Here is a 25,012-nt window from a genome sequence, read left to right on the forward strand (position 1 = left end):
TCGTTGCGACGATCGAACCCGGCGAATGCAAGAACTACTTCGCAAACGCCGGATACGCTTCCGTCAAAACGTGAAAGACTCTAGCGCCGGGCGGCCAAGCCCTCCTCGCGGACCGCGAACGCGGCATACTGGTGTTCAACGCTGACACTCTCGAGGCTGAGGCGGCGGCACGCGACAGCACCGTCGAGAACACCCAACTCGAAGCACTGGTGAAGGTGCTGAGCGCCTGGGGCCTGCTCGAGAACCTCTCGTGGGAAGAGCAGCAGTCGCTTGTCGCGGACATCGCAGCAGTGTTCGGAGCTCGCCCCTGATGGAGGAGTTCAACGACGACGAGATTCTCGGCCAGATCCTGCGCAAACCGACCGTCGAGGAGCCCTCTCAGCGTCCATTCAAACCCTGGCACCGGCCGCGCAAGCAGTGGGTCCGACGATACCAGTGGCACGATTCGCTTGTCGACATGCTGCGTGATACGCACTTTCCGGGCGACGCGAGGACGTTGCGCTATCTCAGCCTTCCCGGCGAGGATCTCCTGGACGTGCGCGTGCTCCGGGAGGCATGCGAGCAGGCGGGCCTCGATCTCCGCTTCACAGGCCTCAACTCGGTGCGGCGGGGGTCTGCCGACGATGTGCAGCTGAACATCTCAGAGAGCGAGGTCCGAGGTCTCGCGCGAATCCACAGCGGCTCGATGATCTTGCGCGAGCGGTTCGAATCTATCGCGAACCGGGGATCGCTTGCATACGCCGAGGTGCGAGGCGGCGGGCCCTTTCATGCAGTGAACATCGACCTGTGCGATCACATCGCGCTTCGAGCGGCTGGTGCCGGGCAGGCGACCGTGATCGACGCGCTCGCCGAGGTCATCCAGCTGCAGCTAACCAATGCGATCCATCCATGGCTGCTGTTCATCACCACACGCGTGGCACTGGACCGTATCGACGCTCGGAACCTTACCGCGTTGATCAAGGCTATCTCGGACAATGTAGCAGCGAGCGACGAATTCGGACGAAGGACTGGGGAGCTGCTCCGTGCCGAGGGCGACAGGCTTGGTGCCGTGCTAGCCGATCCAGGTTCACTGGACCCGCGGGCCTTCATGAACTTATTCGCACTCGGGTTCGGCAAGTGGCTGCTCCGATTCGTCGGAGCGGCTCACCCGGAACGCACCCTTCAAATGCTGCCGGGCTGTTTCTATGCGGTGCTCCCAGATCATCCCGACATGCTGTCGCTTGGCTTCCGTTGCGACGTTGTGCAGGCACCTGCGCATGACCGCTATCGCTTGGTCGGAGGGGGCACTGAGGTCGCCGTCGCAAACGAAGTGGACCATGGGCTACGCCTGCTCGACGCGACTGACGAGTTATTCGATCTCGACGAGATGCTTGGGCGGGAAGCTCAGCTGCTCGAGTCTCTGACGGTCGAATCCTCTAATCTGCTCCGGTCGGCACACTACGACGTGGATGGGACCGCTGGATACCGCGGCTGGTTGGAGGTCGATGCGGCGTAGCGCGCGGCCCGTCAGGCCGTCGCGGTCTCTTCACGCTCGGTATGTCTTGCGTGGCCTGGGGCGTGTCCCAGCACGGAGGCGAGATGGCTTGCCAGCTCCGGTTTCCTTGCATCGCACTCCCAAATGACCAAGACCCGCCATCCCAGCGCCGTGAGGGCAGCGGTGATCTTCGCGTCGCGCTCGCTGTTGCGCTGGAACTTCGCTGACCAGTAGTCCTGCCGGGTGCGGGGCATTCGCGCATCCCGGCAGCCATCGTGCTGGTGCCAGAAGCACCCATGGACGAGTATGATGGTCCGATGCCTTCGGAGCACGATGTCCGGCGTGCCGGGGAGATCACGGCGATGCAGCCGGAAGCGGTACCCGAGCCTATGGAGCGCGCGGCGCACCATGACTTCGGGCTTGGTGTCCTTCGATCGGAATTGCGCCATCATCTTGCGACGGGCTGCATCGTCGAGCACGTTCTTCGTTACCTGCATTACCCTAAGCTCGGCACCGACCTTGAAATCGTCAAGTCGTGAGGCAATTATCGGAGCGTTGGCTCAACCGCGTGCGCGCTGCTTCTCCGCGTGCGCGGCTGCAATGTGGGCATCTAGCTCTGCGACCTGCACTTGGACAGAGGTTGCGACTGCGCTGGCCACTGGCGGAGGCACCGCCTCGCTCACCTGGATGATCTGAGAGGAGAGGCTGCCGAGGAGCTCGTATTTTTTGGGGAAACCCTGAAGCAGCATCGCCTCATAAACGCTCAGCCGACGGCGGCAATCCGGATGGATGTGGACCTCCCGGTGTCCGTATGCGACCGTTGGGCTTGGTAATTCCCAGTGTAGCGTCTTGAAGCTGCGGTGGCGTCCGTCGCCTTGCCGAAGCGCTCCCGGTGTCGTGAACTTCGGTGATTTCGGGCGCATGCACCAATGGTTGGGATGGTGTGCAATGTCGAAGGGCTTGAGGTCGCGGTCGAAGAACGTAGCATCGGGGAGATCGCCGATGGCACCCCGGACATCCGGACGTCGCCCCTCTGCGCTGACAACCTTGGCCGGTGGCGACCAGACAGAGTCGCCGTATAGATCCCGGTTAAGGCCGACCACGAAGAGGCGCTCGCGTATTTGTGGCGTGGCGTAGTCGGTCGCCAGCAGGACGGCACGGCTGAGCGAGAAGCCGGCATCTTCGAAAGCCTTCTCAATTTGTCGGAGCCGATGCGCGTGCCGGTCGCTCATCAAGCCGGTCACGTTCTCCATGACGAAGAACTTCACCGGCTTGCGCTGATTGAGCGACTTCAGGAGTTGGGCGTATGCCAACGGCAGAGAATGCCGCGGATCGGCTTCAAGGTACACGGTATTGGCGCGGCTGAAACTCTGGCACGGGGGTCCGCCGATGATGCCCTCAGGCTCGAAGGTCGCCCCATGCAGTCGGTCGAGCTCGGCCAGCGTTAGCTTCGAGACATCACCGACGTGGCCGCGGTGCGCCCCTTTGCGGTTATGATTGTAGGACGCGACGCTGTCGGTACGAAGGTCGAAAGCCAATCCGATTTCGTAGTCCGCAGCCTCGAATCCCAAATCAAGTCCACCTGCCCCGCAGAAGAGGCTGAGTAGCATAAAATGCCTCCTCGGAAATGGCAGCAATCGTCAACAGCACCCCCGCGCAAGCATGCGCGCGCCGACACTGCCCGTCATCGCTCATTGCGACCAGAATGTCGAGGAGAAAGCGTTCTCAGTCCCAGTGTACGCACAACTGGAGTCGGGCTGGGTCGCCTCCCTGCGAGACTGGGCAACATGACAATCGCCTACGGCTGAACCGTGGATACACTACCCTGCATATTGCAATGCTTGAGAGGTTAGCGATTCGTGGCCAGTGATCTGCGAGAGTTCTACGACTGTCTCAACCGCGAGGAGGCAGAACTCGCGACCGAGATCGCGACCGATGGATTAGGTCTTCTGATGCGCGTCGCGATCAACGAGCTTGACCTCGACTTCGAGGCAATGAAAAGGGGCGGGACGGTTGGTGATGCCGATGATGAGCGCGCCTATCTCATGCGGATGGGCGTGGTCCGCATTATCAAGCTGGCGATGCAGGCGCATCCACAGTTCGAGGCTCCCACGCTGACGTTCCAGCGCGACTTGGCATATTCGCTTCCTGTGCTTTCATTGATCAACAAGGTCGGAACCATTGAGCACGGCCGACGGGTGGCGCAGAGCCTTGCCGCGGAAGCCGGCAAGATAGAGAGGCGGCCGGACTGCTTCCGCATCGTCCTTCCGGCCAATCTAATCGATCTCGAGCTGCATGAGCGTGAGCTAGATCGATACCATGTCAGGCGGCAACGAGAGATTTTTGCGCGAGGATACGGGGCGCTCGTGGATGTGCAGGTGGGCGACGAGGTGAGGTCGCTGCTCACCGCGCTCGTCTATCCGTTTCACACGCACTTCATAGGTTACGAAGCCGACCCTACGCTCGACTTATACTTCTTTGGGCATGCCTATAACGAGATCCAGATTTCCAAAGGCTTCGACACTTTCCACTTCGCCACAACGTTCGGCAACATGACCTTCCAGCACTATCAACTGGCAGCCATGTTCATAGTGTCGGTGGGAATGAAGCATCGGGCCTACGCGCAAGCGCTAATGGAGAAGGTGCCTACGATCCGGATCGAGGATGTCCTCACGGTGTCGGTCACCACGCATAGCTTCCTCGAGGGCCTTCGAGAATTCATCAACCAGGTCGGCGAGAAATTTGAAGGCCACGTGCCGGTGACGGAAGAAGGCGTTGGGATAATCTTCGCTGTCCTGTCTGTTAGTCGACGCAACCTGGCACTGTTGGATCGGCCCGGCGCGCCGATACCTCCCCTGATCCGGTGCTCCGATCACCATGTGATAAGACCCTTGGCCGGTGCGACCGCCGACAACGTGATGCTGTTCCTCCTCAACTCGCTTCAGCACAATTTCCCGACGGACTACGATCGGGCTCAGCGGGCGCGCGAGGGTGTCATGCAGCGCGCGGTCGAGAGAGCTCTCCGGTCCGTGCTCCCCGAGCTGGAGTATCGAGGAAACATTAAGTTGAGGCGTGGCCGGAAGGTCTTGACGGATATCGACTTGGTGCTTGCGGAGCAGCGCACAGGTCGCGTGATCCTCATTCAGCTAAAACACCAAGACCCGTACGGTGATGATCTCGCCACGAAGCAGGCAAGGACTGGGCGGCTGAATCAGCAGGTCGGAGACTGGCTGTCCAAAGTGCGCTCATGGCTTGCTGCCGCGGACACCTCCGAACTCCGAGCGACCCTACGGCTCCCATCCTCCGTGAATAGGCCGACGGTAAGCCTTTTGGTCCTGACGCGCCACTACGCGCATTCGCTCCGCCCGGTCGTCGGCGGCGACGATGCGGCTTTTTCCAATTGGACTCAGTTGGTCACGGCGGTTGCACGACTGCGAGAGCGGAAAGGTTCTGTTCTCGCGATGGATGATCTTATCAAGGAGTTGAGAGGCTTGAGCCTTCCTGAGGAGGAAGACTATCTCCCCGAGCCTCCCAGCGACTGGACCGTTGGAAGCTTGCGCTTCACGATCGAACAGGAGCGTGATTGAACGTTATCACGAAAGAGATCAGGTGAGTCGCACCAAATGGCTGAAATGGGGACACCATCTATCTCGCGACGGCTTCCTCCTCTAACCGAGATTGCGGTTATACGGGTTGACTTCAAAGGCCGCTTCGCGGATGCCCACGCTTATCAGCTTTGCCCCCTTCGAGGCAGCGAGACCCCCAGAAGCTTGATCAAGCTCCTGCCCGAAACCAGGAAACCCGATGCTCAGCCTTACAGTCTTTCTAAATCTCCTCCCCGGCATCAAGCCATTGAAGGCTCGCCATCTAATCCTCGAGGGATCGCTTCTGACCAGTGAGCAGCGAAAGGATATCCGGATGAGGGATCTCAACGTATTCGACACGGTACTGGAGGTCGGCCCCGACGCGGCGACCGCAATTATCGAGGCTTACCAGGCCGGCAAGCTGCCAATGCAGAAAGCCTCGCTTCGGCCTTCCTCGGTACCTGAAGCTGAATCCTATCTGGCCGATGCTCCCCGACTTCGTGAGGAGATCGCGGAGCGGCGACGCCTGGAGCGAGCCGTCAGCGATCCGTCGGTCCTCTGGGAAGCGGACCTCAGCAACTACCAACTCCTCGATCGTGTGTTCTTCGCAGCCAAGGGGGCGGGAGCAGGTACTCTCGTCCTCGCAGGAATCTCGGTCACCAAGAGCCTCGCCGGGTATTCGAGCAATTCCGGCAAGACGACTGGATGGCGGGTTTCGTTCTCATGGACGGCCAGTGACGGCCAGCAACGGTTGATAGAGAAAGTGCCGCCGGAGGCCGACAACCGCCGAAACGACCCGGAGCGGAACTGGGGATTGTACGACTAACCGCTTGATGGGAACCTGGGCAAGGGATTGGATTTTCCCTTGCGGTCGAGGCAGGCGAAGTCGTGCTCTGGCTTCACGTCTTGATTGGGGCGCGAAACCGATACTGCGTCGCAAGCAGGAATGGGAACTCTCGGGCAATAGCGAACTGGCCCATAAGGGTCGCCTGTAGAACGGCAGCTTATCGCAAATCCCAGCCGAAATCCGCCAGGCCGGTAATGGCCCATTTCGGCCGCTCAATAATATCCTTCGCGACGCAGCTATCCGCCGTTTTCGGCGTGTCGCGCCTTAATACCACGACGTTCAGCATACTCGATCAATGCAAGCTCAATGACAGCGGTTACCGAACGACGTTCGGACTCTGCGAGTTGTTCAGCCAGAGCTAGCACAGATGGGTCCAAACGCGTTGTGAATGGCTTTTTTATCATTGTCGCTTTTCGGCTTGAACTTGGCGTAGAAAAAATGCATAACAAAGCACGTGCAATGCACATGCATCGCGCGTGCTACGACCGATCATAGCTTCCAACACTCTGATCGGCCTGACCACAACCACGCTGTCAGTAGCTCGGATCATGGCTGATTCCGACAATACCACGACTTTGCCTCTCGTCACTCGCAGCAGGGGACTTGTGGCAATTGCGATTGCGAGAACCTGTCACCTGTCTTTCCGCCAACGGGACATTCAAAGCAGAGGATCTAAGAGCCGTACACCTTCACCCTTTTGGCCAGCCGACAGGAATTCGACACCCGCTTTTATCAGAGCCGCCTCAATGGCCTGCAAAGTGCTGATCCGGGAATCTACCTTGCCGTTTTCCAACCGGGCCAGCGCATTCAGCGACACAATTGCCTTGTCAGCAAGCTCCTGCTGCGACCAACCAAGCAAAGCCCGTGCGGCTCGAATCTGTCGTGGACTGACCATGAGTCCACAATCGGCAGGCCGATTTTCTTTGCCACATATAGGGTTATTTTACACCCTGTAAGGTATATTAAATGGCGATCGGCATTCGGGGGACCTCGGTAGGAGGCCGGGGTCACACCCTCACAATCCCGATCCGGCTGACTATGGGAGCATAGAAAGGCATTGTTGAAACCGCAACGCCTCGTCTTTCGGATGGAGCCGAAGCCAAAGATCGAGAGCGACCCGCATCCCGCCGATCAGCATGTCGGCAGGCAGATTGCGACCGTTCGCGTCCAGTCGGACGTATCGCAAGCCCAGCTTGCCCGATTGATAGGCATCAGTTTCCAGCAGCTCCAGAAGTACGAGAACGCGCGGAATCGCGTGAGCGCGTCGATGCTCTACGAGATCGCTACGTCGCTGGACGTTCCCGTCAGTCGATTCTTCGACGGCCTACCGGGAAACGATGGGACCCGCGTCGAGGCGCGGCCCCTGCCGGTCGATGAGCGCCTGGATTTCATTGCCAGCGCGGAGGGTCGACGCCTGATTGAGGGGCTAGTGAAACTTCCGCCGCGTGTGCGCGGTCGCGTCTCGTCCCTGATCGCAGCGTTAGGAGAAGAACTGGCCCTGCTAGACACAAAGGCGGACTGCGAGACGGCCGGCGAACCCGCGCCGGCCGAATGCAAAGCCGTCTGACGGCCGGTCGGGCCCGTCAGCCGAATTTTCGGGCAGCGGGCAGGGCGATGCGGCCGCAAGCCGAGGACACTTCGATTTCAACGCCGAACGCCCGCGAGCGGGTCGCGAATCCCTCAAGGATCGCTCGCGCCGCGCTTCCCGTCACGGCGACGGGCACCAGTCTGCCTGTTGCTGATCCGGGAGATTGGGCCTCCGCGCCGATCAGGACGGGCAGGAGATCTATTTCTGCGAGGTTTCCGCCCGCATCATAGCGGCACGCGGCCACAATGCTTTGCCAGACTTCCGGTGGATCCCATTCGTTTTCGTCGGGGTGGACGTGGAATAGGAAGTTTCCGATGCCGTAGAAGATCGGCGAGCCGTTGTAGATTTCCACCGCCTGCAGAACCGGGGCGCCGTGGCTGACGAACATGTTGGCACCGGCGTCGATGCACATTCTGGCAAAGGTCTGCACCCAGCGCGGCACGTCCTGCCAACCTGGTTCCCAATGATGGTGGTGCAGATAGGCGATGACGAAATCGCCTTGTGCCGCGGCGTGCCGGATGGCGGACAGATGGACACTCGCGCTGCGCTGATCGACTTCGATCAGACGGCCGAAGTCGGCGGCTTGCGTGAACACGGTGCCGTAGAAATTGATCTCCTTGCCGTCCGACACCACTACCGGGTCCTCCGGTTGCGCATAGTTGGCCAGTTCAAAGGGGGAGCTTTGCAAATGAGCGCCCAGCCTTGCCAGTCTGCGGAAATGTCCATCCGGCACCCCCATCTTGCGAACGGTGTTCAGTCGATTGACGCCGGGCCGAGGCGGCCGGAAGGCCGTGCGGTCTTCGGCATACATGTTGGTCGGGCCAGGGCCTGCATCCATCGCCAGAAGCGCGACCTCGCGCTCCCCCAGCCGGCGGCGGCCCGGTTTCCTCGCGTCAGTCTCGTTCGCCCCGATGCCGGCATGCAGGAAACCGCGTGCTTCAACCTCCTCCAGCGTCGAGAGGATGCCGCCAGCTCCGAGATCGAAGGCGTGGTTGTTTGCGAGCGCAAGCGCGTTGAAACCGATGGCCTGCAATGCGTCGAGCGCTTCAGCCCTGGAATATCCGAAGTATTTGCCCTTGGTCGGCCACCCGCCGTGCTTGCCGAGGATTGTCGATTCGAAGTTGGTGAAGACGACGTCGCCTTGGCGCAGGAAGTCCGTAACCGCAATGAAGCGTTCGTCTTTGAGGTCTCGGATGTCGTGCTTGATCAGGGATTGGCCGGTAACGACCGCGCAGAACTGGTCTTTCATGGGGCTCGCCTTGAAGGAGGGGAGGGCGCCGACGTTCCGGCCAGCGCCACGTCAATGTCGAAGTCGGTTGCCGCCTATTGCGAGATGGCCGGTGAGATATCGCTTTTGAACCATTTCAGGCTCAGCGCCTTGATCGTCCCATCCTTGGTGGCCGCGTCGATGGCCGCGTTGAACTTGGCGAGCAACTCGGTATCGTCCTTGCGCATGCCGGCGCCGACGCCAGGCCCCCAGAGCCCGCCCTTCAGTTCCGGTCCGAAAAACACCGCGTCCGAACCGGAAGGCGTCTCCAGAAAATCCCGCCAGGTGAAATAGTCGGCGAGGCCGCCGTCGATGCGACCCGCGGCAAGATCGAGCTTCATGTTGTCCTGGCTGTCATAACTGCGAATGGTCACGACATCGCCCAGCATTTCCTTGACGACTGCTTCCGAATTCGACGAGCGCAGGGCCCCGATCGCCCTGCCGGCGAGTGTCGATCTGAGGCGTTCGATGGTCGCCTTTTCCTTGTCGCCGATGCTCGAGAGGTTGACCTTCTGCTTGATGTCACCAGGATCGAGACCCAGGTCCTTGCGCACAACGAACTGGTTGAAGCCGGTGGCGTAGGGAACTGAGAACGCGATCTTCTGCTTGCGTTTTTCCGTGATCGCCATGCCGGACATGATGACGTCGAACTTGCCGACAAGCAGTGCCGGGATGATGCCGTCCCAATCCTGCGGGACGAAGGTACATTTGATCTGGATGCGACGGCACAGCTCCTGTCCGACATCGATATCGTAACCGTAGAGTTGACCGTTTGCGTCGGTGCTGTCCCAGGGCGGCGAAGCCCCTTCGGAGGCGATCGTTATGACGCGCTCGCTTTGCGCGCTCGCCGGAAATGCAGACATCAGGGATGCGATAGAAACAGCAATAGCCAGGGGTATGCGCATAATGCACCTCTTCGTTGGTTCAGATGGAAAGGGCCGCCAAAAACCCGCGGGTCAGGGCAGGGGCGTCGTGATCTCTGGGTCAGGTAGGGCGGGGCGCAATCGCGCCTTTCGTCGACGCACTGGATGGCCGTCGGTCGACAGCCGCCGTTCCAGGAGTTGGATCGCCTTTACGGCAATCGATGTCAGCGATAGATAGATCGCTCCGGCGACGATGAAGATCTCGTACGGTGCGAACGTCGTCGAAACCATCTGTCTCGCCATGCCGGTGATTTCGAGCAGCGTAACGGTGCTCGCCAGGGACGAACCCTTGATCATCCCGACGATCTCGTTGCCGTAGGCCGGGAGCGATATCCTGAAAGCGATCGGGAAAGTGACCAGGCGAGCGATCTGGAAGCGTTTCAAGCCGAGAGACGTGGCCGCCTCGGTGACACCCTTTGGCACGGACTGGAGGCCGCGGCAAAGGATCTCTGTGGTGTGTGCCGCGCTGTTCAGCGAAAATGTCAGAAGGGCGCACCAGAAAGGGTCGCGAAGGATCACCCAGAAGATGCTGGCTCGCACCGCCTCGATCTGAGCCAGGCCGTAGTAGAGCAGGAAGAGCTGAACCAGCATCGGCGTCCCGCGGATCACATAGGTGTATGCGAGCACCGCGAGCGAGAAGCCGGGACGTCCGAACGCGCGGATAAAGGCCAGCGGCACGGACAGAAGAAATCCGGCCGTCAGCGACAAGACCGTCAGGGTCAATGTGAGACCAACGCCCGAAGGCAGGATAACCATTGCGTCGAACATCAAGCCGAGGTTCATGGGTCGCTCCCTCCTACCGGCCGAGTGCCGGATAGCGCCGCTCAGCCAGCCGGATCGACAGCAGCGTGACGGTGGTCAGCGAGAGATAGAGAGCGGAGGCCGCAAGGTAGAAGGTCAGTGGCGCGCGCAAGGATCCGGCTCCCACATACGCAACGCGCATGATGTCGGTCAGGCCGACGATCGAAACCAGCGCGGTATCCTTGAAGAGCGAAATCCAGAGATTGCCATAGGCAGGCAGCGCCAGCCGCAGCATCTGCGGTCCGGTGACGAACATCCAGCGCTGCCAGGCGTTCAGCCCAAGCGACTTTGCCGCTTCGGTTTGACCCGCAGGCACAGCCGCAATCGCGCCGCGAAACACTTCGGTCGCATAACCGCTGAAAACGACCGAGAGCGCGATAACGCCTGCGGTGAATGCGTTCACCTCGACATACCGGCCGGCGATCTTGCTGGCGAGCGTGGTTCCGCCGAAGTAGATGAGCAGGATAACGAGAAGTTCTGGTACACCACGGACAACCGTGGTGTAGGCCGTCACGACGCTGTTGAGGCGCGGTTGTGCCGCGCCCTTCGAAATAGCCAAGAACAACCCAAATGCCGTACCTAGGCAGCCGCTCACAAGGGCCAGGCTTATGGTCACGGTGAGTGCGACAACAAACTGAGTAGTAAAACCACCCATGGGGCGCTTTCCTCGACTCGCAATACCGCAAGATACGCCGGTCTTTGTCGCTCAAAACCAGTCGTGTAACCCAAGGTTGCGAGTTGTTATATTTGTAATTTGGAGTTAATTTGAGATATTGGCTAATTCTAGCGCCTGAAATTACACACTCAATCTATAATTTTTATTATTTTATCTATAACGCACCGTTATATACTGAGTCGGTTCGTTGCTCCCCAGGTTGGCGGTATCCGCTTCCCGGGTGGGCGTTATCAGGGAAAGGAGCGCAGGGAATGGAGTTGCTGCAGAGCGACCTGAAGCTCCGTCAACTGAAGGTCTTCCGGGAGGTGTTACGGGCCGGTTCGACAAGGCGGGCGGCGGCTGCGCTCGGGATAAGCCAGCCGGCCGTCAGTCAACACGTGAAGCAACTCGAGATCACGCTCGGCATCACACTCTTCAAGAGATCAGCCAACCGCATCGTCCCCTTGCAGGAAGCCTGGGAACTCCTGCGAAACGTAGAACTTGCCCTGACGTCGCTGGATCGCCTGGAGGCGTCGATCTTCGCTATGAAGAACGAGGAAAAGCAGCGGATCGCGATTGCCGCTCCCTCCGTTTTCGGTTTCGTGACCTTACCCAAGGTCGTGGCGATTATCCGCTCACAGACCGCTTCGAATGTGCGGTCGATTTCGGGCAGCTACGACCAGATCGGCGAGCACATCCTGGCCGGGCGCGCAGATCTCGGAATCTCGAGACTGCCGCTGGACCCAAGTCTGTTTGAATGGGCGCCGCTTGGGTCAGCACGAAACGTATGCATCTTTCATCCCGACCACCGCTTTTCAAAACAGACCTGTATCGAGGCGCAAGACCTGGCAGGCGAAACGATCGTCGATATCGATCCCCAGTTCGCCGCTCACCAGATGAACTTCAATGCCTTGCGCTTCGCCGGCGTTGAGCCAGACATACTGGTGGAATTCGATTGCAACGGTCACGAAGCCGGATACGTCTCGGCTGGCCTGGGCATTTCGATAACCAACGAGATCATCGCCCGTGAATACGCGGCGTTTAACCTCGAAGCAAAACCGGTGGAACCCTCCGCGCTCTATCACTACGTTGCGATTTGGCAGAAGGGCCGGACTTTTTCGAACGCGCTGAATGTATCGCTTGAGGCGATCATCGCCGCGTTTTCCCAGATGCCGTCCGCTAGAGGGGGATCATTCCTTGAGGGCTGATGTCCTCGGCAGCCGCTGCCCATGAACAAGAGGCAGCGGTTCTTTCTGACGGAGCAATCGGCCCGCGCCCTTGAACACAATGCGGGCTTTTGTGCAAAATAGCCCCGATGTCAGGTTGTCTTGATGCCGATCTTGCGGCGCTTGGCCGGCGCCGGCAACGTTACGGGTTCAGGCGCTACGGCCTTCCGTCCAAGGCCGATCGCCTTTGCCATCGCGGATCGCACCGCGGCATAGTTCGGCGCAACCATTGGGTAATCGGAGGGCAGGCCCCATTTCGCCCGGTACGCATCCGGCGAAAGATCGTAGTGAGTGCCAAGGTGCCGTCTGAGCGATTTGAACTTCTTGCCGTCTTCCAGGCAGATGATGAAATCGGGCGTCACCGATTTCTTGATCGGGACCGCGGGTGTAGGCTTCTCTTCCGCTTTGGGTGGGAGTGCTCCCTGCAGCTTGCTGATCGCTCCATAAGTATCGGCAATTACCCGGGCGAGTTCTGCGACTGGAACCGGGTTGTTGCTGACATAGGCGGAAACGATGTCAGCTGTTCAATTCCGCGTCGGAGTTAAGATCTTCAGGCATTTGGCCAACCCTTCATTTGCTCTTCAGTTGCCGTAGCCCCGATCTACGTCAGCAGCCTCGCTACAGCAAAGCGCACCGGGTGCACAAGACGAGAAGTTGCAAAGAGAGACGTGGCGGGGGCATGGGTCACGAAACTCTGCATGAAGCAGCTCAGTCGAGGCACCGCCCAGCAATGAAGGTGGAAGTGCAATTGGGCGGGAGGGCGGAAGTTGGTTTTTGAGCGAGCCTTGTTATGCGGCCGGCTGCATGGCTGCCCTCACTAGCATGCCGAACAGATCTCGCGGCTCGTCGGGATCGGCGAGCTCCTCGTAGAGGCCGGTCGCTTGTGGCTGGCGCGCACGTATCGCAGCGCCGAAAAATCCTCGATGGCGAAGCCGACGGAATCGAACAGCGTGATCTGCTGACCTCCCGGCGGCCTTGCGCCCTGGCGTCCCGGAATTCGGTCACCGAGGGACAGTTGGAGTCCAGCTGCTGGATCTCGCACTCGATGCGTGTCTGTGGTGGGAATTCGACGAAAATGTCGGAGCCCAGCAGGATATCGCGGTGCAGTTCAGTCTGACCGAAACCTTAAGCTTCGACGTTGATCGCGCTCATCTACGCCCCGGAGGACCCCTTCAACAGCTCTTCTATAAAATCAGCCACAATTGTCGAAGGCTCCCTTTGAGGCGGAAGCAACAGAAGCGTCCGAAAGTGAATTGCTGGCTCGAAGGGCACGATCATCATTCCCCGTCCGAGGAAGGGGTCCGCCGTAATCGGATTGACCATGCCGCAGCCAAGACCAGCCTCGACCATCGCCGCGATCGTCGTCGAATAAGGGGTCTCCAAGACAATTTTTGGCTTCACCCCATGCTCCGCGAAAATCGCCTCCGCCTCTCGCCTTGTCGTGTCCTCCGGCGCGAGTGCGACGAAGTTTTCATCGTGGAGGTCTCTTGGATAGATGACTGCTCTGCCCTGCAAACGGTGGCCCGGAGGCAGGGCAATGGCAACCTGATAGCTGGCATAGGGCCGAGCGATGACGCCCGCGAGATCGATCTCGTCGGCCGCCACACCGACGTCGAACTGGCCGGAAGCAACCAACTCCTTGACCGAGGACGACATCCGCGCTTGGAACGTTATAGCCACCTGCGGGTGGCGCTTCTGGAACGAGCGCATGACTTTCGGCATGACGTTAGTGCTTAACGCCGACAGGCTTGCCACTCTTATTTCGCCCGACCCGAAGTCTCTTATACGCGCAGCCGCACTCTTGAGATGGATCAGGCCGGAAAACGAGGTTTCGACCTCTCGGAAGAAGAGCCGCCCTTCCGCAGTTGGGCTCATGCGCCCCTTAGCGCGATTGAACAGCGCAAAGCCGACGGTGCGCTCCAACTCCTGAACCGCCTTGCTCACGGCCGGCTGTGAGATGCGCAGGACCTCGGCCGCACGTGTCGTCGTGCCATTTGTCATCAGGGCGTGGAAGACTTCGATCTGCCTCAGGTTCATCCGACCCTATAACCTCCGCGAATAGTAAACCGTAATCTTGATATTAGACCGCATAGTGAGGAGTGTGCTTAAACAATCGCCATGTCCAGGGGGTGGCGAGAGAATGAACGACTTTACTGAAGTAGTGCTGACCCCGAAGGTTAGGAATGAGGGCTTCGATCCGCTTGGAACGGCGGTCCATAGAGCCTCGACGATCGTGTTCGAGAATGCGGAGGCCTACGCCAACCGCGCGCAGCGCGGGCCTGAAGGATATTCCTACGGCTTGTACGGCACGCCGACGACGCGCACGCTCGAACAAAAGCTTACCAAGCTCGAAGGCGGCGTCCGGACGTTCCTCGCCCCTTCTGGCCAAGCGGCCAACTCGGTAGCGATGCTTTCTTTCCTGAAGGCTGGCGACAACATCCTCGTTGTAGACACGTCCTATCCGCCCGTCAGGGACTTCGCCAACCAGGACCTGGCACGCTTCCAGATAGAGACGAGGTACTTCGATCCATCCACGATCGATGATCTCGAAAGCAAGATCGACGAGCGCACCGCGATTATCTGGTGCGAGTCTCCTGGTTCGACGAGCATGGACGTCCAGGACATACCAGCCATTGTGGCGGTGGCCCGGCGCCGCGGCATTCTCGTCGGATGCGACAACACTTGGGCGACGCCGCTGAACTTCAAGCCGATCCTGCACGGCGTCGATATCGTCACAGAGGCGTTGACCAAATACATTTCCGGGCACTCCGACATACTGATGGGATCGGTTACGATCGCCCGTCCCGAACACGAGGCTGTGGTCAAGGGTTTCATGGGACGCTTTGGGATAGGCGTCTCGCCGGACGACGCGGCCCTCGTCCTGCGCGGCATGGAGACACTCGGCATCCGGATGCAGCGCTCGTTCGAAAGCGCGCGGACCTTGGTCGAACAGATCGAACGGCATTCGTTGGTAGACCGCGTGCTGTGGCCGCCGCTCGCCCATTCGCCTGGTCATGAATTCTGGAAACGCGACTTCGTTGGAGCGAGCGGGGTATTCGGCGTGCTATTCAAGGACGCCTGCACCGCACATGTCTCACCAGCGCTCGACGTCTTGACGACATTCGCCATCGGCGCCTCCTGGGGAGGTACCCGCAGTCTCGTCGCGCCGATGCCCATCCGGCAGAACAGAACGGCGACAGAATGGCTCGCGTCCGACCTCGTGCTGCGCATCAGTGTCGGGATCGAGGCGCTTGAGGACTTGCAGGCGGACGTCGCCCGCCTGCTCGAAGACATATCTGTACGGACCGCACAAGATCGGTCCGGCACGGGAGCTCGCTCCTACGGGTAATCAAATCAAAAACAAGGGGAATGGAACATGGACAGCAGCAAATTCATAACAATTCACAGACGGTCGTTTCTGACAGGATTGTCCGGCATGATTGGCATCGCCGCCGGCGGCTCCCTTTTTCCGAGCATGGTCGCGGCCGCGGCTGATAATGATACGCTTAGGATCGCCATCTCTGTGGCCCCTGGCGACCTGGACCCTCACAAATTCAAGGGGCTCTACGCGGTCCAGGACATGGTGTTCGAACCACTCGTCACGTACTCCTATGACGGAAAAATTGAACCTGGACTGGCGACCGCTTGGTCGATCGAGAATGAGGGCAAGCTCCTGCGCCTGACGCTCAGAGAGCGGGTGGTCTTCCATGACGGGACACCCTTCGACGCCACCGCCGCCAAGTGGAACCTGGGGCGCTGGATGGGGCAGGCTGACAACAACTGGATGAACTGCTCCAGGCTCTTCGTGGACGCCACCGTCGTCGACGACAATCATATCGATATCCGCTTCAAGGAGCCCGTTCTTGGGCTTCTGCAGGAATTGGCCTATGTCCGCCCCGGTCGTTTCCTCAGCCCGAAATCGGTCGCGGCTGATGGGAGCTACAAGGCTCCGGTCGGGACCGGTCCGTGGCGTGAAATCAGCGCGGATAACTCGGGCAGCGTCTTCGAGCGGTTCGACCGCTATTGGGGCGAGAAGCCCAAGTTCTCGAAAGTCCAGTTGAAGGTGCTCCCCGACTCGCGTGGCCGTATGGCTGCGCTCAGAGCCGGCGATATCGACCTAATGGGTGGGGCCTTCGTATCGCCGATCACCGCGATCGAGGCCCAGACCTTGAAGCAGGCGGGGCTAGACGTCGTTGTGGAACCCGGTTCGACGACGATGATCATGGCATTCAATCCCGACCGCGCTCCAGCTCTCAAGGAAGTCGCAGTCCGGAAGGCCATCGATATCGGCATCGACCGGGCAGCAATTTCTAAGGTACTTTATCGCGGGATGGCAGCGACGTCGGCCAATCTCTTCGCCGAATCCGTGCCACTGGCCGGAAAGCGCTATGAGGTTCCCCAGATCGACGTCGAAGGCGCAAAGGCGCTTTTGGAAAAGGCAGGATGGGTCGGCAGTCCTGTGAGAGAGAAGGATGGCTCTCCGCTCGCTCTCGAAATTGTCGTCAGCGAAGAACAAATTCCCGGATCGAGATCCGTCGCCGAGGTGCTTCAGGCGGAACTGCAGGAGATCGGCATTCAGCTTACGATACGCTCGGTGGACCATGCGTCGCGACACAGCGATATTCCCGAGCGCAAGTTCGATCTTGCTTTCTTCCAGACATACGGCGCTCCATACGAGCCTTTCGCCACAATCGTCGGTCTTTTCCTGTCTACCTACGACAACGGCGTCGACGGTAAGCTGTTCGTCGATGCCGAGCGGCTCGATCCGCTCGTGACCGCGACGATGTCGGCGTTGGATCCAAACATGGAAGCCAACGTCCAGAAGGTTTACGATTGGCTGCACGATAACGTCGCCATCGCTCCACTGCTTTACGTGCCAGGTATCTGGGCGCACTCCAGCCGCGTCAAAGATTTCAAGGCCCCGGCAACGGAGTACGATATGCCTTACGAAAACATCAGCCTGAGCGAATAGGAGACGCCGTGTTCTTCTTCATCGCAAAGAGAGCCCGGAACGCGCTCGTTCTGCTTTTTCTGGCTTCGGTGTTGTGCTTCTCCCTGGTGGTGTCAGCCCCAGGCAACGTCGCCATCTTGATTGCGGAGCTTCGTACCCCAACGGCGACCAAGGCAGACATTGCCAAGGTCGCCGAGGAAATCGGCCTGAACAAGCCATTGCTCATTCGATACACGGACTGGCTTGGCAATGCCGCTCACGGCAACTTCGGTATCTCCTACAAGACTGGCGAGGACGTTGGAAACGCTCTTCGGAGCCGGTTGTCGGTTACCGCGACGCTGGTCGCCGGCGGAGCCGTGGTCGCCCTCGTCTTGAGTTTGCTCATAGGATTTCTCGGGGCCCTGTGGGCACACAGAATGCCCGACCACATTGCACGCGGACTAGCGTTGTTCGGTGCATCCACGCCCTCGTTCTTCGTCGGTGCGCTTCTGGTCTATGCTTTCTCGGTCTCCTTCAAGATATTTCCGACATTCGGCTACGACGGTTTTCGCAGCTTCATATTGCCATGGCTCACAATAGCGATGCTGCCTGCTGCTGTCCTCAGCCGCGTCGTCCGAGTCGGCCTCGAGGAAGCCATGGCGCGTCCGTTCGTCCTCACCGCGATGAGCAAGGGCTTCAAACGTGAGCGGATACTCATGCGCGACGCTTTGCCCAACATTGCGCCGACCTACCTGAATGCGCTCGGAACTCAGATAGGTCTCATGGTCGTCGGCGCCGTCGTGGTGGAGCCGCTGTTCGCCTGGCAGGGGGTCGCAGAGCTGTTCCTGACCGGGGTCCGGTTCCGCGACTTCATGGTGGTGCAGGCCTGTCTGCTGATCTTCATAACCTTCTTCATTATCTTGAATGTGATCGTGGACGTCCTGATGATGCTCACCGATCCGCGCATGCGCCGGCAAAGGAGCGGATCATGAACATTGTAGGCAAATTGGCAGACCCGATAGGAAAACTGCCGCGCGCATCCGTCATCACCATTGGCGCTTTCGTATTCATCGGCGTGTTCGCACCGCTGCTCACACCTCACGCACCGAACACTCAGAATCTGCTGCTCGCAGGCGAAGGGCCAACCATGACACACTGGCTGGGCGCCGACCACCTTGGGAGGGACACGCTCAGCAGACTGATAACCGCTGCCCGGACCTCACTTGTCGGCGTCTGTCTCGTGCTCGTCATCGCCCACACGATAGGAACCACCATCGGAACGGTCGCCGGATATCGACGCGGCTGGACGGACGAGATCCTCATGCGCATTGTCGACGTCGGTCTCGCTATCCCAAGCCTTATCATTTCGCTCGCGGTCATCGGCGTATTCGGGGCCAGCTACTGGAACATGATCCTCGCCTTGGCGCTGGCTTGGTGGCCGGGTAGCGCTCGCGTCAGCCGCGCAGTGGCCGTGACCGTCATGAACAAGCCTGAGATGGAGGCGCTGCGCGTCCTTGGTGCTAGCCCAATGCGGATCTACTTCGTCCATCTTCTTCCAACGACGCTCGGCGCCGTCCTTGTCTATGCCACGGCAGACGCGGGCGCAGTAGCTCTGGCGATTGCCACTCTGAGCTTTCTCGGCCTCGGTATCCAACCGCCGACCCCGGAATGGGGGCAGATGCTGGTCGATGCGCTTCCCTATCTGGAAACCGATCCACGGCAGGTCGTTCTCCCGGGTCTTGCCCTTACGTTGGCCGTGATTGGATTCAATATCCTAGGGGAAGCAGTCGCGCTGAACCGCGTGCCGACCCCGCTCACGAACAAGATGCTTGTCGCCCGTCGCCGCGCCACGGCGCTCTGGGCAAAGGAGTCGATCTGATGCCCGCTGAAACCGTACTGGACGTGAGAAACTTGACGGTCGATCTCCTAACTCGCCATGGGGCGGTCCGTCCGGTCGATGGCGTCAGTTATTCGATACGACGCGGGGAGACGTTGGCTGTCGTAGGCGAGAGCGGCAGCGGCAAGACCGTGATGAACTTCGCTCCTCTCGGTCTGATGCCGCTTGGTGTAAAAGCGGACGTTTCGGGCTCAGTGGTCTTCGACGGCACCGAGCTGGTTGGAGCCTCCGAGGATAAAATCAGACACTTCCGTGGAAAGTCGATAGGCTTCATTTTTCAGGACCCGATGAGTGCACTGAACCCCGCAAGAAGGGTGGGGCGGCAAATCGCGGAGATGGCTGAATTCCACTTGGGCATGTCGGCAACTGCCGCCGAAGCAAGGGCGCTAGACCTTCTTAAATTGGTCGACATATCCGACCCGGCGGCGCGACTAAGGCAGTATCCTCACGAACTGTCCGGTGGCCTCAGGCAGCGCGTGATGATTGCAATTGCCATCGCGGCCGAACCCAAGCTCTTGATTGCGGACGAGCCGACCACCGCGCTCGACGTCACCGTTCAGGCCCAGATCCTGCGCCTGCTCAAGAACATTCAGTCAAAGCTTAAAATGGCGATGGTTCTCATTACTCACGACATGGGCGTCGTCGCAGGATCGGCAGACCGAGTGGTCGTCATGTACGCAGGCCGGAACGCGGAAACTGGTCCCGTCGAAAAGGTTCTGGTTTCGCCGCATCATCCCTACACAATGGGGCTGATCGACGCCATCCCGCGACGTGAAGACGCGGTCGGGGCACCCTTCCGGGGACTCCCCGGCGTGCCGCCTATACTCGCGGCGCCTATTGTCGGGTGTGCTTTTGAGCCGCGCTGCGTTCATTCGGTCCAAAGCTGCAAATCGCATCGGCCCAGGCTCGTCGAGACGCTCGATCCTTCGGTCTTTGCCGCATGTCCTGTGATCAACAACCACCTCTTGGAGAGAGTAAGCTGATGGCTGTTCTCGAAGTCGAAAACCTTGTGACGAGCTATCCCAGCGCGATGAGGGGCAAGACCATCAAGGCCGTAAATGACGTGTCAATCACGTTGAACGCGGGCGAAATCGTCGGCCTCGTCGGCGAGTCTGGCTGCGGCAAGTCGACACTTGGCCGATCCATCGTGGGGCTGGAGAAACCTCAGTCGGGTAGAGTGATCTTCGACGGCGTCGATCTCGGATCCCTCTCGGGCGGACGCCTTAGGGAAGTGCGCCGTGCCGTCCAATACGTGTTCCAGGACCCCTACGCCTCGTTGAACGATCGACAGACCGTTGGCGAAGCAATCGCAGAGGCTCTGATCATCAAAGGGATGCGCTCGAAGGAACAACGTGCGGCGCGTACGACGGAGCTGTTGGACCAGGTCGGACTGGCGACCCAGGTCAGGGACCGGTTCACCCGAGAGCTGTCCGGTGGACAGCGTCAACGTGTGGCAATCGCGAGGTCACTTGCCGTGGAACCGCGGGTGCTGATCTGCGACGAGCCCGTTAGCGCGCTCGATCTTTCGATCAGGGCGCAAGTGATGAATTTGTTCATGGGACTGCGCAGGGACCTTGGCGTCGCCTGTCTGTTCATCGCTCACGACCTCGGCCTCGTTCGACAGGCTTCGTCGCGTGTTTACGTCATGTACCTTGGTCGGATCGTCGAGATGGGAACGTCTGAGGACGTCTACAACCATCCGAGCCACCCCTACACCCAGTTGCTGCTGGCATCGGTTCCAGCAGCCGATCCCATTGAGGAGAGAAATCGGAAGGTCCCGCTGCTCGTGGGAGAAATACCGAGCCCGACCAATCCTCCGTCGGGATGCGCGTTTCGGACGCGTTGTCCACTAGCTGTCGCCGACTGTGCGACAGCACTCCCGCCTCAGATCGAGGTCAGTGCCGGTCACCGGGCGGCGTGCGTGCTCGCGGAAAAGGTCTTCCGTGGAGAACGCAGTGCTCTCGACGTCCCGCCTGAATCCGGAAGAATGCCCGGGCAAGTGCGTCTGATGACTGCCGCCGCCCTCTGAAATTAATCATTCAAGATCGAGTCGCACCTGCATGAGTCTGTCATCGGACATCGCCCTGCTGTCGCTTGCGGAACTGTCCCGCAGACTTCGCGCGAAGGAAATATCTGCCCTTGAACTCACGAAGACGTACCTCGACAGAATCGCTGGGCTGGATCAGAGACTTCACAGCTTCAACTCGCTGCGAGCTGAAAGCGCGTTGCAGGAGGCATCTGCGGCGGAGCAGGCGCTCGTGCGCGGGGAGTGGCTAGGCCCTCTGCACGGCGTGCCCATTGGCATCAAGGACCTGATCGATGTCGCGGGACTGCCGACCACGGCGCAGGCGGTTCATCGGCGCGACGCGATCGCCAGCGAGGATGCAGGCGTCGTCGCATCCTTGAAGCGGGCCGGCGCGATTATCCTCGGGAAGCAAGCAACCACCGAATACGCAGTCTCCGGAACGCAGTTCGATCTTGGCTGGCCGCCCGCCCGCAACCCGTGGAACCTCGATCTCGACCCATCGTCATCATCGAGCGGCTCGGCGATTGCGGTTGCGGCGGGTTTGTGCGCCGGGTCGGTGGGGACGGAGACCGCAGGCTCGATACGAGATCCTGCCGCGTGGTGTGGGGTCGCAGGTCTCAAGCCGACCGACGCGCTGGTAAGCCGAAAGGGCGTACTTCCGCTGTCACGATCAATGGATTGCGTCGGTCCGCTAGCCTGGACGGTCGAGGACTGCGCCCTGATGATAGCGTCGATGGTGTCGACGGATACTGACGATATTTTGCTTAGAGGTTTCAAGAGCCCCGATATCTCAAGGATAGGAGAAGGCATCCGAGGTCTGCGTGTCGGCGTCATAAGGCAATTCTACGAGGGCGATCCCGACGTCGATCAGGACGTGCTCGACGCGATGGAGAATACGCTCGCCGTCGTGCAGGAGCTTGGCGGCCGTGTTTCCTCCGTGAGATTGGCGGATTTCGGCCTATACGGTTCCGTCGCAAGAAACATTACCTGGCCGGAGGAATACGCCGAACATCGGGCGGAGCTCGATGCCTATCCAGAACGGTTTCATCCTGTCAGCCGCTGCCGCCTGCAGGACGGGAAGACCGTTTCGGCGGCCGACTATATCGATGCCCGCCTTCGGCAGAAGGCGCTGACTGAAGACCTAGCCGGCATTATGGAGGACGTCGACGTCCTTGTCCTGCCGACGATGAAGACGCCCGCTCAGATCCTAGGTTATGAGATGACGGAGATGGGCGAGATGGAACTTTCGCTCAGCCGGCCTTTCAACCTTACTGGTAGCCCGGCGCTTGCGATCTGTAACGGCTTTACCGCGACGGGACTTCCGATCTCGATGCAGATCGTGGGCCGCAAGTTTGAGGACGACACAGTGCTGAGGGCGGGACACTCCGTGGAGCAGGCGCTCGGACTTCGATCCAGGAGGCCGGCGGTGGCGATAGAAAATCCGGGGTGAGACCCGCTAAAGCGCGCCAGCCGAAACGCGTCGATCTCATGGCGCCTTCGGACCTATATGCAGAGCATATCTCCCAAAGGCGGTGCGCTCGGTCAATGCCTCGCTCGTTTTGGAACACCTTGCAAGGCAAAAGCCTGGCGGAGATGCCAGTCAACCCGAGCCGCCAACTACGCTGCCCTCGCCGCTTGGATAGTGTGCAGCATCTCCGGCTTGAGATGCGTATACCGCCGCAACATCTTCCAATCCTTGTGACCCGTGACCAGAGCTACCTGTTCGATCGTGAATCCAGCTTCGAAGAGGCGGCTTGTTCCTTCATGCCGCAAGTCGTGAAAATGAAGGTCGTGGATGTCCAGGTCAGCGCACCCTAGACGGAAGGCGGTGCCGACTGACCTATGATTGAATGGGAAAATTCGATCATCCTCATTGCTTCGCTTGGCCAGTCGGTCCTCGACAATGGCCCATGCGTCGTACCCAGTTGCCGCGAACAAGGGTATGCGTTGATTGTTCCCGTTTTTGTTTCGCGGGTCTTTCCGGTCACGGATGAGAAGCATCCGCGTGCGGGCGTCCATGTCGGACCACCGCGCCTTGCAGATTTCCTCCTGGCGCATCGCCGTTGCGACGGCGAAACGTATTATCTGACCAACCGGCGCTATTTGACGAGGATTTGCATCGAAGTGGGCGATGAGCCTGTCGAGTTCATCCTGGGTCGGCCTCCTGTCGCGCTGATTGCCCTTACCAACGAGGCCAAGCCTCTTCAGGGCGATACGCGCGAGATCAACCGGTTCGACCTTGACGGGCAGGCCGTGCACCGCAGCGGCATGAGCCAGTATGAGTTTTACAAAGCCGATGTCGATGCCGAGCGTCATCGGGCCGGCACCTTGGGCGGCCCGGTCGCGCCCAAAACGAATGAGCCGTTCGCGATCGAGAGCCGCGAGGTTGCACTTCCCCAGATGTCTTTGGAGCATATCGAGAGCCGCAGCCTTGGAGCGGCGAGGGGACTTGCCTACATCACACATGTCGTCGATATGAAGGTCGATGAGTTCACCGAAAGTTTTCAGGCGGGCTATACGGGACTTGGTCGGCGTCTCACCACGATCGACTTGGCGCTCGGCTTCGGTTGCCCAGCGCCGTGCGTCGTCTCGGCGCAGGAAGGTCTCACTGACGTAGCGACCCTTGCGACGGACTTGGACGCGCCAGGAACCGGACGAGAGTTTTGTATAGGTGGCCATTTTTTCGTGTGCGCTCTGTGTGCACTGAGAGATCGAAACGTAGCGAAAAGGGTCGTATTCTGGCGTAAATTCGTGTGCACTCGGTAGGTTCTAACGATTTGATGTTAAAGAAAAAATGCTGAAAAATCAAGAGCATAGACTGGCTATTGCACCCATGATGGACTGGACAGACCGGCACTGCCGGTTCTTCCATCGCCAGCTGACGCGCGAGGCGCTGCTCTACACCGAGATGGTGGTGGCCGATGCGGTCATCCACGGCGCACGCGAGCGGCTGCTCGGCTTCGACGACAGCGAACATCCGGTGGCGCTGCAGCTCGGCGGCGCTGATCCGGGAAAGCTGGCCGAGGCGGCGCGCATCGGCGAAGCCTTCGGCTATGATGAAATCAACCTCAATGTCGGCTGTCCGTCCGACCGCGTCCAGTCGGGCACCTTCGGCGCCTGCCTGATGAAGGCGCCTGTGCTCGTCGCGGATTGCGTCGCTGCGATGAAGGCGGCGGTGAAAATACCGGTTACCGTCAAGTGCCGCATCGGCGTCGATGAGCAGGATCCGGAAGCGGCACTCGATGCGTTGGCGGACGGTGTTTTCGCGGCCGGCGCCGACGCGCTTTGGGTGCACGCCCGCAAGGCCTGGCTGGAAGGACTGAGCCCAAAGGAAAATCGCGACATTCCGCCGCTCGACTATAGCCGCGTCTATCGGCTGAAAGCCAGAAAACAAAACAAATTCATCGGCATCAATGGCGGTATTCAATCTCTCGCAGAGGCGCTGACCCATCTCGACCATGTCGACGGCGCCATGCTCGGCCGCGCCGCCTATCACACGCCAGGGATACTGGCCGGCATCGATGCCGCGTTTTACGGCGGCACAGCTGAGCCGTTTGATTTTGCCGCACTGATCGATGCGATGGCGGACTACGCGGCAAGCCATATCGAGCAGGGCGGCCGGCTGGGGCATGTCACCCGGCACATGGTCGGGCTGTTTCACGGCCTGCCCGGTGCACGGCGCTACCGCCAGATCCTTTCCACCGAGGCGACAAAGCCGGGTGCGGGACCGGAGGTGCTCAAGACGGCTTTCGCAGAGGTCGATTTCGGCAGGACCGCAGAGGCGGCCTGAGGAG

24 protein-coding genes and 1 pseudogene are annotated in these 25,012 nt (G+C 59.9%); 14 read left to right on the plus strand and 11 right to left on the minus strand.

The genetic code is table 11. The features are described from left to right. Positions 1–131 precede the first annotated feature (131 nt). Positions 132–311: a hypothetical protein gene (locus NKJ46_RS19675; protein ID WP_352666615.1), complete on the plus strand. Its 180-nt coding sequence runs from the start codon at positions 132–134 to the stop codon at positions 309–311. Further along, positions 311–1,495, plus strand: a complete 1,185-nt coding sequence (locus NKJ46_RS19680) for a PP_RS20740 family protein (RefSeq protein WP_352666617.1) — start codon at positions 311–313, stop codon at positions 1,493–1,495. Before NKJ46_RS19675 ends, NKJ46_RS19680 begins: the two co-directional genes overlap by 1 nt. A gap of 11 nt (positions 1,496–1,506) precedes the next feature. Here the strand turns inward: NKJ46_RS19680 and NKJ46_RS19685 are convergent, their stop codons facing one another. Both NKJ46_RS19685 and NKJ46_RS19690 read right to left on the minus strand, forming a co-directional pair. Further along, positions 1,507–1,971, minus strand: coding sequence for a very short patch repair endonuclease (locus tag NKJ46_RS19685; protein ID WP_352666618.1), 465 nt, complete (start codon positions 1,969–1,971; stop codon positions 1,507–1,509). A 63-nt stretch (positions 1,972–2,034) separates the two neighbouring features. Beyond that, positions 2,035–3,084, minus strand: coding sequence for a DNA cytosine methyltransferase (locus NKJ46_RS19690; RefSeq protein WP_352666620.1), 1,050 nt, complete (start codon positions 3,082–3,084; stop codon positions 2,035–2,037). A gap of 249 nt (positions 3,085–3,333) precedes the next feature. Here NKJ46_RS19690 and NKJ46_RS19695 point away from each other — a divergent pair, with 249 nt between their 5' ends. Together NKJ46_RS19695 and NKJ46_RS19700 are read left to right on the plus strand one after the other, a co-directional pair. Next, a complete protein-coding gene (locus NKJ46_RS19695; RefSeq protein ID WP_352666621.1) occupies positions 3,334–5,061 on the plus strand; it encodes a hypothetical protein in 1,728 nt (575 codons plus the stop codon). A 217-nt stretch (positions 5,062–5,278) separates the two neighbouring features. Beyond that, positions 5,279–5,884 carry a hypothetical protein gene (locus tag NKJ46_RS19700; RefSeq protein WP_352666623.1) on the plus strand — a complete coding sequence of 202 codons (606 nt, stop codon included), beginning with the start codon at positions 5,279–5,281 and terminating at the stop codon, positions 5,882–5,884. A gap of 679 nt (positions 5,885–6,563) precedes the next feature. Here NKJ46_RS19700 and NKJ46_RS19705 read toward each other — a convergent pair. Further along, positions 6,564–6,800 carry a helix-turn-helix domain-containing protein gene (locus tag NKJ46_RS19705; protein ID WP_352666625.1) on the minus strand — a complete coding sequence of 79 codons (237 nt, stop codon included), beginning with the start codon at positions 6,798–6,800 and terminating at the stop codon, positions 6,564–6,566. Between the two features lie 165 nt (positions 6,801–6,965). On the opposite strand from NKJ46_RS19705, the gene NKJ46_RS19710 reads away from it, so the two are divergent. Further along, positions 6,966–7,472 (plus strand): helix-turn-helix domain-containing protein, encoded by a 507-nt coding sequence (locus tag NKJ46_RS19710; protein ID WP_352666626.1) that lies wholly within the window; start codon positions 6,966–6,968, stop codon positions 7,470–7,472. Positions 7,473–7,488: 16 nt separating this feature from the next. Here NKJ46_RS19710 and NKJ46_RS19715 read toward each other — a convergent pair whose 3' ends face one another. The 4 genes from NKJ46_RS19715 to NKJ46_RS19730 form a co-directional block, all read right to left on the minus strand. Continuing rightward, positions 7,489–8,742 (minus strand): CapA family protein, encoded by a 1,254-nt coding sequence (locus NKJ46_RS19715; RefSeq protein ID WP_352666627.1) that lies wholly within the window; start codon positions 8,740–8,742, stop codon positions 7,489–7,491. Positions 8,743–8,816: 74 nt separating this feature from the next. After that, entirely contained in the window at positions 8,817–9,665 is an 849-nt protein-coding gene (locus NKJ46_RS19720; protein ID WP_352666628.1) for a transporter substrate-binding domain-containing protein, read from the minus strand. Between the two features lie 51 nt (positions 9,666–9,716). Beyond that, positions 9,717–10,466, minus strand: coding sequence for an ABC transporter permease (locus NKJ46_RS19725; RefSeq protein WP_352666629.1), 750 nt, complete (start codon positions 10,464–10,466; stop codon positions 9,717–9,719). Between the two features lie 13 nt (positions 10,467–10,479). Beyond that, positions 10,480–11,139, minus strand: coding sequence for an ABC transporter permease (locus tag NKJ46_RS19730; RefSeq protein WP_352666630.1), 660 nt, complete (start codon positions 11,137–11,139; stop codon positions 10,480–10,482). Positions 11,140–11,411: 272 nt separating this feature from the next. Here NKJ46_RS19730 and NKJ46_RS19735 point away from each other — a divergent pair, with 272 nt between their 5' ends. Continuing rightward, positions 11,412–12,347: a LysR family transcriptional regulator gene (locus NKJ46_RS19735; RefSeq protein ID WP_352666631.1), complete on the plus strand. Its 936-nt coding sequence runs from the start codon at positions 11,412–11,414 to the stop codon at positions 12,345–12,347. 110 nt (positions 12,348–12,457) lie between these two features. Here the strand turns inward: NKJ46_RS19735 and NKJ46_RS19740 are convergent, their stop codons facing one another. The 3 genes and pseudogenes from NKJ46_RS19740 to NKJ46_RS19750 form a co-directional block, all read right to left on the minus strand. Continuing rightward, positions 12,458–12,880: a Ros/MucR family transcriptional regulator gene (locus NKJ46_RS19740; protein WP_352666869.1), complete on the minus strand. Its 423-nt coding sequence runs from the start codon at positions 12,878–12,880 to the stop codon at positions 12,458–12,460. Positions 12,881–13,182: 302 nt separating this feature from the next. After that, positions 13,183–13,472: pseudogene (locus tag NKJ46_RS19745) on the minus strand (hypothetical protein). 45 nt (positions 13,473–13,517) lie between these two features. Next, a complete protein-coding gene (locus NKJ46_RS19750; protein ID WP_352666632.1) occupies positions 13,518–14,402 on the minus strand; it encodes a LysR substrate-binding domain-containing protein in 885 nt (294 codons plus the stop codon). Between the two features lie 103 nt (positions 14,403–14,505). Here NKJ46_RS19750 and NKJ46_RS19755 point away from each other — a divergent pair, with 103 nt between their 5' ends. The 7 genes from NKJ46_RS19755 to NKJ46_RS19785 are packed head-to-tail and all read left to right on the plus strand — an operon-like array spanning position 14,506 to position 22,668. Further along, the gene (locus NKJ46_RS19755; protein ID WP_352666634.1) at positions 14,506–15,714 is read left to right on the plus strand and encodes a trans-sulfuration enzyme family protein; all 1,209 of its coding nucleotides are present in this window, start codon (positions 14,506–14,508) and stop codon (positions 15,712–15,714) included. Between the two features lie 27 nt (positions 15,715–15,741). After that, a complete protein-coding gene (locus NKJ46_RS19760; protein ID WP_352666637.1) occupies positions 15,742–17,337 on the plus strand; it encodes an ABC transporter substrate-binding protein in 1,596 nt (531 codons plus the stop codon). Positions 17,338–17,345: 8 nt separating this feature from the next. Continuing rightward, positions 17,346–18,287 carry an ABC transporter permease gene (locus tag NKJ46_RS19765; RefSeq protein WP_023708341.1) on the plus strand — a complete coding sequence of 314 codons (942 nt, stop codon included), beginning with the start codon at positions 17,346–17,348 and terminating at the stop codon, positions 18,285–18,287. Beyond that, positions 18,284–19,174 carry an ABC transporter permease gene (locus NKJ46_RS19770; protein ID WP_352666640.1) on the plus strand — a complete coding sequence of 297 codons (891 nt, stop codon included), beginning with the start codon at positions 18,284–18,286 and terminating at the stop codon, positions 19,172–19,174. The genes NKJ46_RS19765 and NKJ46_RS19770 overlap by 4 nt, the downstream gene beginning before the upstream one ends. After that, on the plus strand, positions 19,174–20,175 hold the full coding sequence (locus NKJ46_RS19775) for an ABC transporter ATP-binding protein (protein ID WP_023708343.1): 1,002 nt from the start codon (positions 19,174–19,176) through the stop codon (positions 20,173–20,175). Before NKJ46_RS19770 ends, NKJ46_RS19775 begins: the two co-directional genes overlap by 1 nt. Continuing rightward, positions 20,175–21,221, plus strand: coding sequence for an ABC transporter ATP-binding protein (locus NKJ46_RS19780; protein ID WP_023708344.1), 1,047 nt, complete (start codon positions 20,175–20,177; stop codon positions 21,219–21,221). The genes NKJ46_RS19775 and NKJ46_RS19780 overlap by 1 nt, the downstream gene beginning before the upstream one ends. A 31-nt stretch (positions 21,222–21,252) precedes the next feature. Next, positions 21,253–22,668 carry an amidase gene (locus NKJ46_RS19785; protein ID WP_352666643.1) on the plus strand — a complete coding sequence of 472 codons (1,416 nt, stop codon included), beginning with the start codon at positions 21,253–21,255 and terminating at the stop codon, positions 22,666–22,668. A gap of 167 nt (positions 22,669–22,835) precedes the next feature. Here the strand turns inward: NKJ46_RS19785 and NKJ46_RS19790 are convergent, their stop codons facing one another. Then, positions 22,836–23,897, minus strand: a complete 1,062-nt coding sequence (locus tag NKJ46_RS19790; protein ID WP_352666645.1) for a site-specific integrase — start codon at positions 23,895–23,897, stop codon at positions 22,836–22,838. A 115-nt stretch (positions 23,898–24,012) separates the two neighbouring features. Between NKJ46_RS19790 and dusA the strand changes: the two genes are divergently transcribed. Then, positions 24,013–25,008 (plus strand): tRNA dihydrouridine(20/20a) synthase DusA, encoded by a 996-nt coding sequence (dusA, locus tag NKJ46_RS19795; protein ID WP_352666647.1) that lies wholly within the window; start codon positions 24,013–24,015, stop codon positions 25,006–25,008. Positions 25,009–25,012 lie beyond the last annotated feature (4 nt).

Source organism: Mesorhizobium sp. M0166, assembly GCF_040322255.1.
In the GTDB taxonomy this organism is placed as follows: domain Bacteria; phylum Pseudomonadota; class Alphaproteobacteria; order Rhizobiales; family Rhizobiaceae; genus Mesorhizobium.

What these genes read in the sequence shown, in the direction of transcription:
- NKJ46_RS19770 (WP_352666640.1), top strand. Translation starts at nt 18,284, where the DNA reads ATGAACATTGTAGGCAAATTGGCAGACCCGATAGGAAAACTGCCGCGC.
- NKJ46_RS19705 (WP_352666625.1), bottom strand. Translation starts at nt 6,800, where the DNA reads ATGGTCAGTCCACGACAGATTCGAGCCGCACGGGCTTTGCTTGGTTGG.
- NKJ46_RS19780 (WP_023708344.1), top strand. Translation starts at nt 20,175, where the DNA reads ATGGCTGTTCTCGAAGTCGAAAACCTTGTGACGAGCTATCCCAGCGCG.
- NKJ46_RS19680 (WP_352666617.1), top strand. Translation starts at nt 311, where the DNA reads ATGGAGGAGTTCAACGACGACGAGATTCTCGGCCAGATCCTGCGCAAA.
- NKJ46_RS19720 (WP_352666628.1), bottom strand. Translation starts at nt 9,665, where the DNA reads ATGCGCATACCCCTGGCTATTGCTGTTTCTATCGCATCCCTGATGTCT.
- dusA (WP_352666647.1), top strand. Translation starts at nt 24,013, where the DNA reads ATGCTGAAAAATCAAGAGCATAGACTGGCTATTGCACCCATGATGGAC.
- NKJ46_RS19690 (WP_352666620.1), bottom strand. Translation starts at nt 3,084, where the DNA reads ATGCTACTCAGCCTCTTCTGCGGGGCAGGTGGACTTGATTTGGGATTC.
- NKJ46_RS19750 (WP_352666632.1), bottom strand. Translation starts at nt 14,402, where the DNA reads ATGAACCTGAGGCAGATCGAAGTCTTCCACGCCCTGATGACAAATGGC.
- NKJ46_RS19715 (WP_352666627.1), bottom strand. Translation starts at nt 8,742, where the DNA reads ATGAAAGACCAGTTCTGCGCGGTCGTTACCGGCCAATCCCTGATCAAG.
- NKJ46_RS19790 (WP_352666645.1), bottom strand. Translation starts at nt 23,897, where the DNA reads ATGGCCACCTATACAAAACTCTCGTCCGGTTCCTGGCGCGTCCAAGTC.
- NKJ46_RS19730 (WP_352666630.1), bottom strand. Translation starts at nt 11,139, where the DNA reads ATGGGTGGTTTTACTACTCAGTTTGTTGTCGCACTCACCGTGACCATA.
- NKJ46_RS19725 (WP_352666629.1), bottom strand. Translation starts at nt 10,466, where the DNA reads ATGAACCTCGGCTTGATGTTCGACGCAATGGTTATCCTGCCTTCGGGC.
- NKJ46_RS19775 (WP_023708343.1), top strand. Translation starts at nt 19,174, where the DNA reads ATGCCCGCTGAAACCGTACTGGACGTGAGAAACTTGACGGTCGATCTC.
- NKJ46_RS19785 (WP_352666643.1), top strand. Translation starts at nt 21,253, where the DNA reads ATGAGTCTGTCATCGGACATCGCCCTGCTGTCGCTTGCGGAACTGTCC.
- NKJ46_RS19700 (WP_352666623.1), top strand. Translation starts at nt 5,279, where the DNA reads ATGCTCAGCCTTACAGTCTTTCTAAATCTCCTCCCCGGCATCAAGCCA.
- NKJ46_RS19685 (WP_352666618.1), bottom strand. Translation starts at nt 1,971, where the DNA reads ATGCAGGTAACGAAGAACGTGCTCGACGATGCAGCCCGTCGCAAGATG.
- NKJ46_RS19735 (WP_352666631.1), top strand. Translation starts at nt 11,412, where the DNA reads ATGGAGTTGCTGCAGAGCGACCTGAAGCTCCGTCAACTGAAGGTCTTC.
- NKJ46_RS19760 (WP_352666637.1), top strand. Translation starts at nt 15,742, where the DNA reads ATGGACAGCAGCAAATTCATAACAATTCACAGACGGTCGTTTCTGACA.
- NKJ46_RS19755 (WP_352666634.1), top strand. Translation starts at nt 14,506, where the DNA reads ATGAACGACTTTACTGAAGTAGTGCTGACCCCGAAGGTTAGGAATGAG.